The sequence below is a fragment of the Paenibacillus oleatilyticus genome, assembly GCF_018998565.1.
GTDB lineage: Bacteria > Bacillota > Bacilli > Paenibacillales > NBRC-103111 > Paenibacillus_G > Paenibacillus_G oleatilyticus.
Map to the genome: position 1 here is coordinate 15,315 of NZ_JAHNZO010000050.1, position 16,502 is coordinate 31,816.

Here is a 16,502-nt window from a genome sequence, read left to right on the forward strand (position 1 = left end):
AGTAGCGCATGCTACTTGACCTGCAGCATGCGCTCCAAGGATGCTCTGGCTTTGTCGGCCACTTGCGGCGGAACACAAATTTGGGGTTGGTTCGTTTCCAGACATTTAACCACTTTTTTCAAGTTGTTGACCTTCATATTCGGGCAAACCAAATATTTAGTGGCAAAATGGAACGTTTTGTTCGGGCTGTCGAGCCGGAGCTGATACCCCGTACCATCTTCCGTGCCGACGATGAACTCCTGGCAATCGGATTCCCTGCAATATTTGATGATGGCTGTTGTACTGCCGACAAAATCGCCAAGCTTGACGACCTCCGGGCGGCATTCGGGATGAACGACGAATTGGGCATTCGGATATTGTGCTTTCATTTCTTCAACATCTTTGACGGTCAGCATGTCGTGAGTGTTGCAATATCCTTCCCAAATAATCATTTTCTTATCGGTAAATTTGGAAACGTAATCACCAAGGTTTTTATCGGGTACCCAGATGATTTCATCGGAGTCGACCGAATTGATGACTTTGATCGCGTTAGCCGACGTACAGCAAATATCGGTTTCGGATTTGACTTCCGCCGACGTATTAATATAGGCCACGACTTTGGCGTTCGGATGCTTCTGCTTGAGCGCCCGCAGACCGTCGACATTGACCATGTCGGCCATCGGACAGCCGGCCCGTTCGTCCGGAATGAGCACCGTTTTATTCGGGGCCAATATTTTTGCGCTTTCGCCCATAAAATGCACGCCGCAGAACACGATCACATCGGCGTCGGTGGAAGCGGCTTTTTGAGCCAGCAGGAACGAATCCCCGCGAAAATCGGCTACCTCTTGAATCTCGTCGCGTTGATAATAATGAGCAAGTATAATGGCATTCCGTTCTTTCTTCAGCTGGGCGATCCGCTCTTTCAGCTCTCTTTGCTGTTCCGCTTTCCGCTCCAACGCTAATGCTTCCATGACGCACCATCCTTTTTTTTCGTATGACCACCCTGATGTTTCCAACTCATATCTCTCTGGAACGTGCTGCAACAGCTGGTGAAAATGTTCACAAAGTGTTTAAAGATTTACACTTAATTTACACAACAGACCGGGCGGTGTCAATGCTAAAATAGCTACAAAAACGCCGGAAAATAACGGTTTCGTATTATGGGGCGATCCGCTCCCTTTCCTAAGGCTAGTTTCTCAAGTAACGTCCCGTTTTAGCCTGTACAGAAAAGGAAAAACCGGCGCTTTGCGGCACCGGTTTTGTTTGCAAAATTATTTATTTTCCTCTTTATCGCCATCCGACTCGTTTTTCTCGAAATCAAGCTTGTTGGCTTCGGATTCTTGATGCTGCCCTTGGATGTTCACTTTCACATCTTCCGGCTTCGCTTCCCCGTCTTCTTTCACGGGTCCGAGCTTGCCAGTCTCGATCAGCTCGTGAATCTGTTCTTTCTCCAACGTTTCTTTCTCGATCAACGTTTCGGCAATCAAGCGCACTTGATCGCTATACTTGGTCAAAATGTCTTTGGCCCGGTCATAGCAGGCACGTATAATCGATTGCATCTCTTGGTCGATCTCGTAAGCGATGGCATCACTGTAGTTCTGTTCATGTCCGATATCCCGGCCCAAGAAAACTTGGCCCTGAGTCGTACCGAACTGCATCGGTCCGAGCTTATCGCTCATCCCGTACTCCATGATCATGCGGCGTACGATGCCTGTGGCTCGTTGGAAGTCGCTGTAAGCACCCGTTCCGATTTGACCGATGAACAGTTCCTCGGAGACGCGGCCTGCAAGAAGTCCGGTGACTTTGTCAAGCAGCTCGTTCTTTGTCTGCATCATCCGGTCTTCGCCTTCCTTCGGCAACATCATGACGTAGCCGCCCGCGCGGCCGCGCGGAATGATCGTTACCTTGTGCACAACGTCAGCGTCCTCGACATGAATACCCACGATCGTATGGCCCGCTTCATGGAAGGCGACCATCCGCTTCTCGCGTTCGCTGATGACGCGGCTCTTCTTCTGCGTTCCGACAATCACGCGGTCAAACGCCTCGTCGATCTCATCCATCGAAATGTCTTTCCGATTGCGTCGGGCTGCAATAAGCGCCGCTTCGTTCAACAGGTTTTCAAGGTCCGCACCGGTAAATCCGGTTGTGTAACGGGACAGTTGATCCAGCTTCACATCTTTGGCGAGCGGCTTGTTGCGCGCATGCACCTTCAGCACCGCTTCGCGGCCTTTTACATCCGGACGGTCAACAGTAATTTGACGGTCGAAGCGTCCCGGACGCAGCAAGGCAGGGTCCAAAATGTCCGGACGGTTCGTTGCGGCCACGATGATAATTCCTTCGTTGGCGCCAAAGCCGTCCATCTCAACCAGCAGCTGGTTGAGCGTCTGCTCGCGCTCGTCGTGCCCGCCGCCTAATCCGGCGCCGCGCTGACGGCCGACAGCATCGATTTCATCTATAAATATGATACAAGGGGCGTTTTTCTTAGCATTTTCGAACAAATCGCGTACGCGGGAAGCACCGACACCGACGAACATTTCCACGAAGTCGGAACCGCTGATACTAAAGAACGGCACACCGGCTTCACCGGCTACGGCTCTGGCAAGCAGCGTTTTACCGGTACCCGGAGGACCGACCAACAGAACCCCTTTCGGGATGCGGGCGCCTACGGCTGCGAATTTGCGCGGGTCTTTCAAAAACTCGACAACTTCAACCAGCTCTTGCTTCTCCTCATCGGCTCCGGCAACGTCCTCGAACGTGACGCGCTTCTTCTCTTCGTTATAGAGCCTCGCCCGGCTTTTGCCGAAGTTCATGACTTTTCCGCCGCCACCCTGCGCCTGATTCAACAGGAAGAAAAACAGGATGAAGATGATCACAAACGGGATAATGGAGGTAAGGAAGCTGATCCAAACATTGTCCCCTTCCATTTTCTCGATGTAAACGTTCCCTTGGGGAATGTCGCTGTTTTCAATCAAACGGAAGATTTGCGGGTCATAAGGCGCACGAGATTCGAAATTTTTCTTATCCGTAGAAGCGTTCTTATATTTCCCCCGAACCAGATACGTTTGAGCATCGTATTTTACGATGATGGATTCGACATTCTTTTCGATTAAGGCCACGCGGAGCTTATCGTAGCTAATGGTGTCTTTCTGTTCATTCTGCGTGCTGATAAAATGAACGATTCCGACGGTGACCAAAAAAATGAGCAGATAAAAGCCTGTATTGCGAATAATGCGATTCATCCCCTACCTCCTCTCAACAACGGCAACTTTGTATATTGTACCACAGCAAGTCTTGGCATCTCAAGAAATGCTATTGGGAGTAAACTTCGGGCTTCAGCACGCCGACATACGGCAGGTTCCGGTATTTCTCCGCGTAGTCCAAGCCGTATCCCACCACGAACGCGTCCGGGATCACGAAGCCTTTATAGTCTGCGTCCAACTCTGCCGATCTACGCGCCGGCTTGTCGAACAACGCGGCGACGGTAATGGAAAGGGCGTTACGGCGTTCGAGCACGTCGATCAAATAGCTCAGCGTCAAGCCGCTGTCGATGATGTCCTCGACGATCAGAATGTGGCGGCCCTCCACGGAAATATCGAGGTCCTTAATGATTTTGACCACACCCGACGATTTCGTCGATGCGCCATAGCTGGATACGGCCATAAAATCGAGCTCAAGCGGAATCGTGATCTGCTTGACCAAATCGGCCATAAAGATGAACGCGCCCTTCAGTACGCAGATGACCAACGGGTTGCGTCCTTCGAAATCGCGGCTGATCTGCTCGCCCATTTCTTTGATTTTGTCTTGAATTTGCTGCTCGCTGTACAGTACTTCTTGAATGTCGTTTTGCAAGAGAGGTCCTCCCACTTAATAAAAATCTTTGCCATGAATATCCACTTGAATATGTAGCATTCGCTTCGTCCGACCGGTTATCACAGCGGCTGAAGACCGCCGAACGCCCGGTACCCAAAGCACGCTGCCGCCGGCGTCCGCAAGGATCGGAATCGTCTCGCGCAAGGTAGGAGGCACTTTCGCATCGATGAACATATCTTTTACCTTTTTCGTCCCGTTTAGTCCGAGCGGCTTCATCCGGTCTCCCGGAAGGCGGCTTCGGACCGTGAGAGGCATGGCAAGTTCCTCCGCATCGAAACAGGCGGTCCAGGCATCGGTACATTCGGGGCGCTCCTCTTCGCTGTCCAAGGAGCGGAGCGTAAGACGGACTCCCGTCTCGGGAATCGCAAGCTCCGTCTGGCCTTCGCGCAGCATGTACGCGTAGGGGAGAGGTCGTAACACCATAGTATGAACCGCAATACGATCATATTCCCTGCTGAGCGCGATGTTCTGCCCGATTTCCAATCGAAAATTGGACGGTCGTTCACGCAGAACAGCCGTCCGAAATTGTTCGACTTTCAGGAAATCCATGGAATCCGGGTCGGAAGCAAGATAATTTAATATTAGTTTAATCAACCGCCTTTGTAAAGCAACATGTACCCCCGTAAACCATTTTGCGGAAAAGCTGTAACAGGCGTTTTTTCGGGTTACGTGCCGCTCGCAGATCCGCCGGACTTCCCGGTCCATAAAATCGTCTTCACCGGCCATCGTCTCCGCCAGCCGGTTCAACGCCGCAGGCAGCTGTTCGTTATAACGGGACAGAAAGGGGAGCACGTCCATCCGCACCTGATTGCGAACGTACTTCCGCTCCAAATTGCTGCTGTCCGTACAATACGGCAGCCCTTCCGCTTCGCAGTACCGGATAATATCCGCTTTGTATATACGCAGCAAGGGGCGTATGAGTTCCAAACCATTTTCTGCCATTCGGCGCACCGGAATTCCCGACAATCCCGAAGGCCCCGTTCCGCGCAGCAGCCGCATCAGCACCGTCTCCGCCTGATCATCCGCATGATGGGCGAGCGCGATCCGGCGGGAACCCGTTCGCTCCGCTACATCGAACAAAAACTCGTACCGCTTGTCCCGGGCGGCAGCTTGGGAGTTCCGACCCGTTTCTTCTATAATACGGGGCATGTCGATGAAGGTCCTCTCCACGGGGAGGCCCCATCGCTCGGCCAGTGATTTCACCAGCTCCGCCTCCCGGTCCGCTTCGGCGCCCCGGAAGCCGTGATTCACATGAGCGACGGTGAGCCGGAGACGATAGCGGCCGGATAACGCAAAAAGGAGGTGCAGCAGCCCAACGGAATCGGGCCCGCCCGATACCGCTACGACCACGCCGTCCCCCGGTTCGATCAACGCTTCGTCTAGTATGAACCGCTCCACTTGCACGGATAGTGTTTCCGCCGTCTCCATGAATGAACAACCTCTCGTCTGACGAACCTTCTCGTTTGACTATTACCCGATCCGGGCCGTCTTGAATTGCCTTTATCTGCATTTTATTGCAATACGAAATAAATGGCCGCGCCGAACATCAGCAAGGAAGCGGCGAAGCACAGCTTGATCCAGCCCCCCTTAACCGGCTTCTTGCGCACCGGACGGTAAGCCGAGCCGCGGGCGCGCCAATCTGCCAGCGCTTGCTTGGAGCTCGTGTAGCGGCCCGTCAGCGCTTTGCGCAGCACCGGAGCCGACGGAGCAAGGAGCGCATTGCCCTTCAGCATATCAAGCAGCCACTCGACGTTGCGATTCTGCGGCAGCAGCGAATTCACGGAATGAAACCGGCGTTCCCGGTCCGTCACGCTCAGCACCAGCACAGCGAACGAGAACAGATCGTACGCGTCGTCCGCCATCCGCGTACCGGCATTCCAGAAGCCGCGGTCGTACACTTCGGTAAACTGCTTCACCGCGCGCCCTTTCGCCGTTACGCCGCCGAAATCGATCAAGGCCACGTCGCCGTAGCCCGATATGATCATATTCTCGGCCTTCAAGTCGCCGAAGACGAAGCCGCTCGCATGCAGCTCGGACAGCTTCCGCAGCAGGTTCAGGCCGATGAGATGAATCCAATCGCTGCCGTACTGCTTCATGTATTCGTTTAAGGACTTTCCTTTGATATATTTTGTGACGCAAAAAGGATACTCCGTGCCTTCCCATGAAAAATCGTCGACATCAATCAAGGTCTGTTGAAACGATGTGGACGATTGGGACAACGCCTTCAGCGCATTGACCTCGGACTGATGATCCACGGCGTCAAAGCCGACCTTAAGCGCGTAATACCGTTTCCCCCGGGAGACCAGATATACTTTGCCGTTGGCTCCTTCGCCAAGCAGCCGCTCCACACGGTATGCGTTATGATTCCATTTGCCGTTTACGAGGGTTCCCGCCGGAAAAGCAGGCCTAAACGACGTAGTCACCGAATATCCCATCCTCGCTTGATCTCATGCGGCAGTCGGCCGTCGGCCGATCCCCCGCTGCATTATGCTTGCTTCTATATGTATCATCGGCCGCGCCGTTCATAAATTCAACGACTTTGAGCAGCGCTGGTCCTGTCGGCGTCGTACCCTTCATGTTTAATTTATAAAACAACCGGTTCAAATTTGCAAGGTCGCGGGTCCAGCCGAAGTCCATTTCGACCTTCTGATCGCCCGATACGTTGCCCGGAAAATGAAAGACGGACAGCAGACTCTCGCCCATTCGCGATTGCAGGCTGAGCTGCAGATCGTAAATCGCTTCCTTGACGGCGGGCAGCTTCGGCTTCATGCTGGCGCTGGCGTCGATCAGCAAAGCGACCTTCAAATCCGCCGTTTCCGTCAAATCGTCAATGACCCGTACCACTTCGGACCGTTGCTCCGGCGGCAAAGCCTCCAGCTTCGTCGTCTGCCCCAGAATGCTCCGCAGCTCTTGTCCAACCACCTGCTGGATCGTTTGAACCACTGTTTTGCGCGTCATCATCTGCATCGTTTGCGAGAGCTGCGACGGCTGTACGGTCCGGCTCATCCCGCCACCCGCTGCGGCAATCTCGTCGATCTCGGAAGCGCCCAGTTCGCCGATCTCGCCGGCATCCAGCACCCCGATAACATGAACGATAATTCCTTTCGCTTTCGCTTCCGCCGCCGCAACGACTGGGCTGACTCCGACATTGGAGCAGCCGTCGGTTATAAGTATGATCTGCTTCATCTGTTCATCCTCCCATCTATCTATTACCCAGTTTTTCCAGTTGGGAGAATTCTAAACTTGCCTTCCAGTGTGACATTTTGAACAAAGCGGAAACAAAAAAATCCGACCCCGCTTAAGCAATAAGCGAATCGGATTCATTTTTCGGGTTCGGACTGGCTCCTGTTCAACAATCCTTGCTCTGCCATGCTGCAATACTTCCCATCGCCTGTTATGATATGGTCGAGCACTTCGATCATCATCAGATGGCCGGCTTCGACAATCCTCTGCGTGATTTCGATATCCTCCTCGCTTGGCGTCGGATCGCCCGACGGGTGGTTATGGAACAGAACGATGCTGGCTGCATTGTTTAAAATGGCCGCTTTGAAAACTTCCCTTGGATGAATCAGCACAGCATTCAATGTGCCGATAGCCAGGACATGAATGCCCGCCACAACGTTTCGCGAATCCAGCGTCAGAATGCCGAATTTCTCAACCGCTTCGTTATTCAAATCAAGAACGGTCTGAATAATCTGGTTAGCATCCTCTGGAGAGCTTATTCTTCCCATCCCCAGGCTCCTTTCGGAATCCAACTTACCTTATTGTACTGGATTCCACACCCTTCCAGCAAACTCCTATCGGTTTATAAAAATCCTGCATAATTACATTCCATTTGTTGCCAATGTGGGATATAATATTCCGGATACGACCGCTTTCGGACAATACTCCTAGGATTTGTTACTGATCCACAATTTTAAGGAGGTAGTAATTATTTTAACTGGAATGCCGCTTGGTGTATCGCTTGTAATTGCAGTAATTCTCACAGCTTTACATAATATTCGAACTAAAAAAAATATGGTCAGAAACGGTATACTATTGATTTTTTATTGCATATCTTAGTTGTTATTTCAATAACCCTCTTTCCAATCCCTGTGCAATCCAACCTATTGTTAAGCCTCAAACGGGGCAATATAGAACCTAATATGAATTTCGTACCTTTTAAAAGTATTATTGATATTATGCAAAACTCTGTATCTCCTATCGTAGCTGTTAAACAAATTGCTGGAAACATTCTCATGTGTTCTCCTTTTGGATTTTATGCGCCGCTACTATTTCAACATATTAAATCTCCAATTAGAATAATAATCTACGGTATTCTTTTCGGATTATGTATTGAATTATCGCAATTGATAATTGGGGTTGGAATTGGGTTCTTTTATCGAAGCTTGGATGTAGATGATATTATTTTAAATACTATAGGTGTTATACTTGGATATGCCTTTTTAACCCTGTTAAAGCGCTTTGACATAAAAAACTCATTCTATCAAAAAGTTTTTAAATCCTGATTTGGTAGAATAATATTAGGTTTAACAAACCAAAAAAACGTCCTCAAAACATAGGACGTTTTTTAGTTTGGTTAGCCTTTATTTCAGCTTACCGTTTTCGGACGGTCCACGCGCTGCATACCGGGCCAACGGAACGTTGCCCACTCCGGCTGGAACTTCGCGATCCGCGCGACGACCACCGTCATATCGTCATAAATGTCCCCATGGTGATACCGCACCACCCTCTCCAATAAAATGTCGGCAAAATCCTGCGGACTGTCCGCCTCGATCTCGCTAATCATCCGTTTCATCCACAGCTCCTTATTCACCGCGTGGCCCGGCGCGTCGTAAATGCCGTCCGTCATCATGATCAAAATATCGTCATGCCGCAAAGGCACACTGACCAGATCGACGTCGATATCGTGCACGATCCCTACGGGCAAATTGTTGGCCGTCACTGGGAAGACCTCATCTCCCCTCTTGATAAAGCTTGGCGTCGATCCGATCTTCAAAAAAGTGGTCTGCGCGTTATACAAGTCGACAAGCGCCACGTCGACCGTCGCAAACATCTCGTCCGACGAGCGCAGCATCAGCACCGAATTGACGGATTTGATCGCCAGCTTCTCGTCCATGCCGGATTGCAGCAGCTGCTGCAAAATCGACAACGCCGTGCTGCTCTCCGCCCGGGCCCGCTCGCCGTTGCCCATGCCGTCACTAAGCGCCACCGCAAACTTGCCGTTGCCTAGCTCCACGGTGCTGAAGCTGTCGCCCGACAGCAAATCGCCTCCTTTGGCCGCCCCGGCCACCCCGGTTTCCACCTCGTATTCCTTCGCCGAACCGAACAGCACCGTGCTATAGCCTTCCTTCCGCTCCATCGCCTGCTCGTTCTTGACGGCAATGTTCTCCCCGACAATCTCGGAGAGCAGCGGCGCGATGATTTTGCGGCATTCGTCAAAGCCTCTCGTATATTGATGCACGATTTCGATCTCGACATTGCCTTCGTCCAAGCTGATGACGTCGATGCTATGTATGGAAAGTCCCAGCTCCTCCAGCGCACTGCGGATCTGCTCTTCCTGCATGAAGAGCTCCTGTCCTTCCCGTTTGATCTCTTTCGCCAGGTCCTCCATTACCTGCGATACTCCGGACAATTGATCCGCTACGATCTGGCGGCTATCGACGATCTGCTTCTTCCAATGCTGATCGTGCTTGTATAGTTGATACTGCTGCTTCATCACCTCCAAGACTTGATCCGGCTTAATGCACTGCTTTTTCCACTGCGGCCGGACATCCTTGCGCGACATATTTTCCCGAAGCTCCACCTCCGTCATCATATCGGTCATAAATTTATAAGTCTGATAAAACTTGCCGTCCCAGCACTGCTTCTTCTTCCAGCAGTGCGCGCACGACTTCTCCGCCACCGAATTCATGAAATGGCCGACTTCCTCCTCCTTGCGCGCCGGCTGCGCATCAACGGTCACCTGTGTGAAGCTGCGGGAAAGCTGCTTGAACACCTCGGAAAATTGCTCGACCCGGCTCGCGGTCACATCCCGCACCCGCTTGGCGTAATCATGCTGAGATTTCAGATTTTCCTGCGTTCCCGGCACGTATTTGGCCAGCATCTGAATGACTCCCTTCGGTGTCATCAGGAACAGCGTGACCGCCGCCACCGACTCCCATGTGGAATGAATCACCTCCGACGAGTTTCCTAAATAAAAGGAAAGAATGGAAGAACCGATCAGCATGCCGAGCGCTACCGCCATTTTGTTGCCTTCGCGCAGCAGCCCGGCAAGCATCCCCGCAAACGCCAGCAAGCTCATCTGATAAATGGCGCTTGCATTCGCGAGGCTCAGAATAAGCCCGGAGATGACCCCCACGGAAGCTCCGAGCGGCGCCCCGCCTACGAGTGCAAACAACAGAATCAAGTACCGCGACAATACGTGCTCCAGCGTAACCGGCCCGATGAGCCAACCAACGGTCCCCGTCATCACCGAAGCAAGCAGAATAATCAGACAGATGACTTCTTCGTTTTTTAAATTGTAATTTTTGCGGGTTAAGGTAAACACGGGAATCGCTTGCAGGAATATATGTGTCAGAATGAGACTAAGCGTCGATTCGATGCCCGTCATCATCAGGGTATACCAGCTCAGTTCCGCAGAGGCCAGATGAGAGAACAGCTGAACGAAAAACGTGGCGGCGAATACGATTCCCGGGGCATACGAGATGTCGGACCGCTCGAACCGCTCTACGCCTTTTTGGATCAGCAAGAAGACCAGCATCTGCGCGACCAGGTATCCCGTATGCTTCGGATCGATGGAGAACAGACCGCCCGCGGCCAGAAATACGCCCGACCAATAAAGCAGCTCCCGCCGCAAAAAATACATGACCGCGAAAAAGGCGACCGCGAACGGCGCGAGCTGATCGAGGATCATCGCTCGGCCCAGCAAAAACGCCATCAGCAGCAGCAATATCGACCATTTCTTGGCGACGAGCCACTGCACCAACCGGTTTTTCACGACCAACGCAATGATGCCTTGCTTGATCCGAAGCACCCACCCCGACGCTGCCGTTCCCATTGCATTCATACTTTGACGTTTTTGCATATTTTCATCACACCACCCATAGACTATTAGTGGTCTTAGTATATAAGCTGTCCATCGGAAAGTTTGTCAGAATGCGGGGGCTGGTCCAAAGTTTTTTCCGACAAAAAGAGTTGCCGGCGCGAATCGCCCTGAGTCCGCGGACTAACAGAAAATGAAAGCGCTATCACAAAAATGCGGTTTCCTACACTTCACTTTATGTTCGGGACTTGTTCGCAGCGGACCTTTGTCCTTTACGTTACAACCTGTCGATTCGCCGGGGCCGCCCGAAAGATACGACAAAAAAAGTCCGGCCCGCTCTGCGTTGTGACAAAGTCATGGCTTTCCCGCCAACCAAGCGGAAAATCGGCAAACAAAAAACCTGATCGTCTGACGATTCTCACCGCCCGACTTCAGGTTTATTCGCTTTGCTCTTAACTTATAGCGGCAGAGGGGATCGAACCCCCGACCTTACGGGTATGAACCGTACGCTCTAGCCAGCTGAGCTATGCCGCCGCAACAAGCATGAGTATATAACAGCCGGTATGGGCTTGTCAAGCGCCCGCAAAAAAACCGAATGAGCTTCGGCCCATCCGGTTCCGTCTATTTATTAGTCACGACGCGCGCCGCGTCCGCCTCTTTTGCCCTCGGTATTTTTCTTCAAGGAAGAGATGCGATCCTCGCTGTCTTTCAGAAAACGCGCCATTTTATCTTCGAAGGTAACGTGCTTGTTGGCGGGAGGTCTACCACCACCACGGCCTCCACGGTCCCCTCGGCCGAAGCCGCCGCGGTCGCCTTGTCTTTCAAAACGAGCGGGCCTTGTCGGAGCGGCATCTACCGGGCGATCGACCGCTTGCTTGATCGATAATCCGATTTTGCCGTCTTTGTCGACATTAATCACTTTTACGGTTACGATATCGTTAAGCTTCAGATGATCATTGACATCCTTGACATAGTTGTCCGCAATCTCCGAGATGTGCACAAGGCCGGTAACCCCCTCAGATAGCTCAACGAACGCCCCAAAGTGAGTAATGCCTGTCACTTTTCCTTGCAGCTTGCTGCCCACTTCAATTGCCATAAAGTAAACTAATCCTCCCTTAAATAGTTAAGAAACAAAGAGAAATTGAAGCTATGCCGATTATAACTTACGGAGAAAATACGGTCAACACAAGGCTGTGCCCATCTTTTGCCGAGTTACTTCTGGGCCGGTTTCGGGGTATAAAATAACGTCTCCCCTTGCTTGACATAATGCAGCTCTTTGCGAATTTTTTGCTCTACGTACTCGGGGTCGTTCAGACGCGCGATCTCACGCTGCAAGGTTTCATTCTGCTGCTGCGCTTCCGCTTCTTTCTGCCTCACTGCGCTAAGCTTCTGGTTGCGCTCGCTGATTTTACCGACCTGATTCCAAAGTGTGACGCCAGCCCAACTCAAAAAACAAGCCAGCATCAGCATGACCAAACGGCGTCGGCGAAAGGAGCCTTTGTTATGCGGTTGCATGGGATTGGTTTTCGAGACTGCCTGCATGTACCTGAAATCCTCCTACGTACGATCAAAAGAGTCGACGGAGCCATGCCGCGATGTTTTGACCGGTTTTCAGAACCCATGCGGGGACGGAAACGCGAAAACGGATCCACCGACCGAAAGGCTTGAGAAGCCATAACAGCAATTTCCACACAGGATAAAGCAATTGTAACACAATTTTGTACAGGAATATAGCCGTCGCCGCCAAAAATCCCAAAAAGATCACAACGATGCGATACATCGCCAGGGCCGGCTTTATAATCAACAGCTGAACCGTCCGCTTGCCGAACCGGATCGCAGCCAGCACGGCACGGATCATAAAACGTATTACCCGAATCATCGTCCGGCTAAACACTAAAAAGTAAAAGGTTATCCCGATGCCGAGACCCAAAAATATAAACGGGCGCACTTCGCCCCAATTGCTCTCATACAGCAGTATGAACACCAAGAGCGTACCGATGAGCCAATAGAGAAGGTCCAGAACCGCCCGGAGCCATGCCCGGACTTTCAGCTGGCCGGAAAGCACCCGGTACACGTCGTACAGTCCCCCGAGCGCCAGACCTCCCGCATACATCATCCCCAAGGTGACGAACTGGACGTGCAGCGTCACTTGAACAGCTTACTCAGGAATCCCTTGGTTTTCCCTTGGGAGTTTGCGTCAACATAGGCCAGCTCGTTCACGTACCCTTCGATGGCAACGAGACCCTGCTCCAAGCTTAAGTTTTTGATATGTAAATTTTGTCCCTTGATCATCAAATATCCGCACTCGGTTTCAAGCAAAAATTCTTCGCTGTCGAAGCTCTCCACATTCAACACGCCGGATACCTCGAGCAGCTTGCGGTTGAGCATCTTGATCTCCTGCCGTTTCACCTTCCCCGGCTGTTCTACCATGGCTTGGTTCATCCTCCTTGGACGCTTTGGCGGTAAAACCATTTGTTCTCGTTGTCACTACGAACGGTGCTGATGGCCTGCGGCCGCTCTTGAAAACGGGTTATCTTAATATTGAATTTCAGAGGAAATAACCCGTTTTCAAAGGCGGCACGTAAACTCTCCGGCCATCACACCGTTCTACGCTAACGCATCATCAAAAATTTTTACGCACAAAGCTTGTTTACTTAAAAATATGGAGGTCGTCCGAGGTTTAGAACTACCCATGGTAGAGAGAAGGAATCCGCCTCGAATGGAAGGTAAAACCGGAGGTCCAGAAAAACCTTCGAAGCTTTAATCAAATCGTGAAGGATCGATGGTTTTACAAATAGAGGAACTTTACGTGTGCTATTGTATCCAAATTAGCCCATCCGGACAAAATAGAGAACCTGACGTGCGTTAACAGCCTTATTTCAGGGGGTATGAAACTTTTTCGACACGGTTAAAGAACCCTAGTTCCGCTAAGTCCAATGAATAACTGGCAGGCTTGGCTTAACGCATTGTGTGTTCCTTTATTTGCAAAGCGGGGCCGGGTACCTTTCCGACTCCGGTGAGGGATCATTCTTGAAAGGATGGGTTCACGGTCCCGGCCACGGAGTTCGATTAAAAAAAGACCGGAAAGCTCCGGTCTTTTTGGCGGGCCTTTAAAATAAAGGCTCGGGTTTATTCATTTCTTCTTTGAGCAACGTGTACATCTTAGCCGCGTCTTCCTTGCGGGTCGACTCGGACAGCAGTTCCACGCGCACGGTCACCAGCTTTTGCCCGAATTGAATCGTCAATTCGTCGCCCACTTTCACCGCGCTGCTCGGCTTTGCCTCCCGTCCGTTGATCCAGACGCGGCCCTGTTCGGACACGTCCTTCGCGACAGTGCGCCGCTTGATCAGGCGGGAAAGCTTCAGAAACTTGTCAAGCCGCATTACTTCACCGCTTCTTTAAGCTTGTTGCCTGCTTTGAATGCAGGAACCTTGGACTCAGGAATGGTGATTTCTTTGCCCGTTTGCGGGTTGCGACCCGTACGGCCGGAGCGTTTGCGGGTTTCGAACGTACCGAAGCCGATCAATTGTACTTTGTCACCGTTGGACAATGCTTCCGTAACTTCGCCAAGGAAGCTGTTCAATACGGATTCCACGTCTTTTTTAGTCAAGCCGCTTTTTTCTGCGATGTTGTTGATAAGATCGGTTTTGTTCATGAGTTTAATATCCTCCTCTTAAAAGTGACGCTGAACTAAAGTATTCTTTGTTCGTTAGGAAAATCCTGCAAAGCATCTTATTTTTTCAGAACTTTTTTTGCTTCCTGCCACAAAGATTCCATCTCTTGCAAATCAGTTTGGTCAAATGATTTGCCCTTTAAACGCAATTGCGCCTCGATATACCCGAACCGTTCAAAAAATTTGCGGTTGGCGTCCGCCATCGCTTCTTCGGGGTCCACCTTAAGAAACCGCGCCAGATTGACGACGGCAAAGAGCAGGTCGCCCAGCTCTTCCTGCTGCTCCGCTTTGCCGAAGCGCTCGATCGCCTCTTTCACTTCGGCCAGCTCGGACTCGACGACCGGCAGCACCTCTTCCTTGGTGCCCCAATCGAAGCCGACCGAAGCGGCTTTCTTCTGCAGCTTGTACGCCTTCATCAGTCCCGGCAGCTCGCGGGGAACGCCGGAGAGAAGCGGCAGTTCGTCGGGGTTGATCCCCTTCTTCCGCTTCTCCTCTTCCTTGATCTGCTGCCAGTTGCCCAGCGCCTCGTCGGCATCTTCCGCCTGCGCTGTCCCGAAGACGTGCGGATGACGACGGACGAGCTTCTCGTTGAGCTCGCGGATGACGTCGAAAACGGTAAACATCCCGTCCTCCGCTTCGATCTGCGAGTGCAGCATAATCTGCAGCAGCAGATCGCCGAGCTCCTCGCGCATATGGTCGGGATCGTCCTCGTCGATCGTTTCCAGCACTTCGTACGCTTCTTCGATCAGATTTTTGCGCAGCGATTGATGCGTCTGCTCGCGGTCCCACGGACAGCCCTCGGGGCTGCGGAGAATAGCCACAATCTCATGCAGCCGCGCAAAGGTGCGGCTCCGCACGTCCTCGCGGTCGGTGCGCGGCACCCAGACCAAGGACAAATTGCCGTAGCCCTCTACCCGGTCCAGCTCATAGAGCGGCACCTCGCGCACGCGCTCTTCTCCGGCCACACCAAGCGCATGGCCGACGACGACGGGATAGTCGTCCGGATACAGCTCCATCAGCGTCAGCTTCACGTCGGACGCCGTGTAGACGTCGTATACCTGCCCGATCAGCGTGTGCAGCTGCGGATTGAGCCCGCTCGCCGTCAGCGAAGTGCCGTCCAGGAGCTGAAAGCCTTCGATCGGATCGAAGCCGAGCCGCAGGAACGCTTGATCCAGGAAGCTTTCGCCACCCATCAAGGTGAGCAGCACACCCTCTGCCGGACAACGCTCGCGCAGCAGCTGGACAGTCCGCTCGGCCACCATCGGATGGCCGGGTACGGCGTAGAGCACCTCTCCGCTGTTCGCGGCTTTGGCCCGCTCGATCAGCTGCGAAGCGATTTGCTCATAGACGGCGTCAAAAGCCTCGTGCGCTTCATAGACCGCATCGAACGTCTCATAGCGAAGGCTGTGGTGGTCTAGCATCGCGACCATCGGGTGCTCCCGGGTGCGGAGAAATATCGCCCCGCCTCGCGCGCCTGCGGCTTCGAGCTTACGCCAGACGCCAAGGGTCAGTTGGTTTTCATCGCCGGTTCCGAGACCGACGATCGTAATTTGCGGTTGAGTGGACATAGCCCAGAGCCGCCTCCTTCAGTGTGGGGTTCGGCGCTCCGTCAGCGGAGCAGCCGGAATCGGCGCAGCCAGGCGAGGGGCTTCCCCGCCAGCTGCGGCACAAGCGCCAGATCGGCGGCGGTGACGACGCCCAGGCGCAGCAGAGCCACCGCGTAAGCGAGCGCCCCTACGGCGACGCCGCCGAGCGCGATGACCGCGGCCATGCCCCGCGGGGGCAGGGCTGCGGGCAGCTGCGCGAGCAGCGGCGGGACGCCGTGCGTCACGGCCAGCAGGCCGAGCGCCATGAAGCCGATGCCAAGCATCGGTTTCATGGCGGCGAGGCCGCCCGCGGCCGGGACCCCGGCGGCGCGCAGCGCGTGCGCGAGCG

The 16,502-nt window shown here is 52.8% G+C and carries 16 protein-coding genes, 1 tRNA gene and 1 pseudogene; 1 reads left to right on the top strand and 17 read right to left on the bottom strand.

Annotated elements, in window-relative coordinates:
- Nucleotides 1–11: 11 nt before the first annotated feature.
- The 7 genes from nadA to KQX66_RS35235 all read right to left on the bottom strand — a co-directional run bounded on the left by nadA (nt 12) and on the right by KQX66_RS35235 (nt 7,580).
- Nucleotides 12–950, bottom strand: coding sequence for a quinolinate synthase NadA (gene nadA / locus KQX66_RS35205; protein ID WP_216798205.1), 939 nt, complete (start codon nt 948–950; stop codon nt 12–14).
- Between the two features lie 300 nt (nt 951–1,250).
- Nucleotides 1,251–3,218 carry an ATP-dependent zinc metalloprotease FtsH gene (ftsH, locus tag KQX66_RS35210; RefSeq protein ID WP_216798206.1) on the bottom strand — a complete coding sequence of 656 codons (1,968 nt, stop codon included), beginning with the start codon at nt 3,216–3,218 and terminating at the stop codon, nt 1,251–1,253.
- Nucleotides 3,219–3,288: 70 nt separating this feature from the next.
- Nucleotides 3,289–3,828, bottom strand: coding sequence for a hypoxanthine phosphoribosyltransferase (gene hpt, locus KQX66_RS35215; protein WP_010501468.1), 540 nt, complete (start codon nt 3,826–3,828; stop codon nt 3,289–3,291).
- A gap of 15 nt (nt 3,829–3,843) precedes the next feature.
- The gene (gene tilS, locus KQX66_RS35220; protein ID WP_216798207.1) at nt 3,844–5,277 is read right to left on the bottom strand and encodes a tRNA lysidine(34) synthetase TilS; all 1,434 of its coding nucleotides are present in this window, start codon (nt 5,275–5,277) and stop codon (nt 3,844–3,846) included.
- 83 nt (nt 5,278–5,360) lie between these two features.
- Nucleotides 5,361–6,272 (bottom strand): protein kinase domain-containing protein, encoded by a 912-nt coding sequence (locus KQX66_RS35225; protein ID WP_216798208.1) that lies wholly within the window; start codon nt 6,270–6,272, stop codon nt 5,361–5,363.
- A complete protein-coding gene (locus KQX66_RS35230) occupies nt 6,256–7,035 on the bottom strand; it encodes a vWA domain-containing protein (RefSeq protein WP_216798209.1) in 780 nt (259 codons plus the stop codon). The genes KQX66_RS35225 and KQX66_RS35230 overlap by 17 nt, the downstream gene beginning before the upstream one ends.
- 134 nt (nt 7,036–7,169) lie before the next feature.
- Nucleotides 7,170–7,580 (bottom strand): JAB domain-containing protein, encoded by a 411-nt coding sequence (locus tag KQX66_RS35235; RefSeq protein ID WP_253957649.1) that lies wholly within the window; start codon nt 7,578–7,580, stop codon nt 7,170–7,172.
- 318 nt (nt 7,581–7,898) lie between these two features.
- Here KQX66_RS35235 and KQX66_RS38245 point away from each other — a divergent pair, with 318 nt between their 5' ends.
- Nucleotides 7,899–8,357, top strand: coding sequence for a VanZ family protein (locus KQX66_RS38245; RefSeq protein WP_216798210.1), 459 nt, complete (start codon nt 7,899–7,901; stop codon nt 8,355–8,357).
- 83 nt (nt 8,358–8,440) lie between these two features.
- On the opposite strand, the gene spoIIE is transcribed toward KQX66_RS38245, so the two are convergent.
- From spoIIE to KQX66_RS35290, 10 genes and pseudogenes are all read right to left on the bottom strand, one after another.
- Entirely contained in the window at nt 8,441–10,936 is a 2,496-nt protein-coding gene (spoIIE, locus tag KQX66_RS35245; RefSeq protein ID WP_216798211.1) for a stage II sporulation protein E, read from the bottom strand.
- 418 nt (nt 10,937–11,354) lie between these two features.
- Nucleotides 11,355–11,428 (bottom strand) — tRNA-Met (locus tag KQX66_RS35250).
- 94 nt (nt 11,429–11,522) lie between these two features.
- Nucleotides 11,523–11,990 (bottom strand): S1 domain-containing RNA-binding protein, encoded by a 468-nt coding sequence (locus tag KQX66_RS35255; protein WP_036690441.1) that lies wholly within the window; start codon nt 11,988–11,990, stop codon nt 11,523–11,525.
- A 116-nt stretch (nt 11,991–12,106) separates the two neighbouring features.
- Entirely contained in the window at nt 12,107–12,436 is a 330-nt protein-coding gene (locus tag KQX66_RS35260) for an FtsB family cell division protein (RefSeq protein ID WP_216798212.1), read from the bottom strand.
- 25 nt (nt 12,437–12,461) lie between these two features.
- Nucleotides 12,462–13,043, bottom strand: coding sequence for a spore cortex biosynthesis protein YabQ (gene yabQ / locus KQX66_RS35265; protein WP_216798213.1), 582 nt, complete (start codon nt 13,041–13,043; stop codon nt 12,462–12,464).
- Nucleotides 13,040–13,324: a sporulation protein YabP gene (gene yabP / locus KQX66_RS35270; protein WP_025846843.1), complete on the bottom strand. Its 285-nt coding sequence runs from the start codon at nt 13,322–13,324 to the stop codon at nt 13,040–13,042. The genes yabQ and yabP overlap by 4 nt, the downstream gene beginning before the upstream one ends.
- A 680-nt stretch (nt 13,325–14,004) precedes the next feature.
- Nucleotides 14,005–14,277: an RNA-binding S4 domain-containing protein gene (locus tag KQX66_RS35275; RefSeq protein ID WP_010501445.1), complete on the bottom strand. Its 273-nt coding sequence runs from the start codon at nt 14,275–14,277 to the stop codon at nt 14,005–14,007.
- Nucleotides 14,277–14,549 (bottom strand): non-specific DNA-binding protein Hbs, encoded by a 273-nt coding sequence (locus KQX66_RS35280; RefSeq protein WP_010501443.1) that lies wholly within the window; start codon nt 14,547–14,549, stop codon nt 14,277–14,279. Before KQX66_RS35280 ends, KQX66_RS35275 begins: the two co-directional genes overlap by 1 nt.
- A gap of 77 nt (nt 14,550–14,626) precedes the next feature.
- A complete protein-coding gene (gene yabN / locus KQX66_RS35285; RefSeq protein ID WP_216798214.1) occupies nt 14,627–16,135 on the bottom strand; it encodes a bifunctional methyltransferase/pyrophosphohydrolase YabN in 1,509 nt (502 codons plus the stop codon).
- Nucleotides 16,136–16,176: 41 nt separating this feature from the next.
- A pseudogene (locus KQX66_RS35290) lies at nt 16,177–16,502 on the bottom strand (polysaccharide biosynthesis protein); the annotation flags it as partial.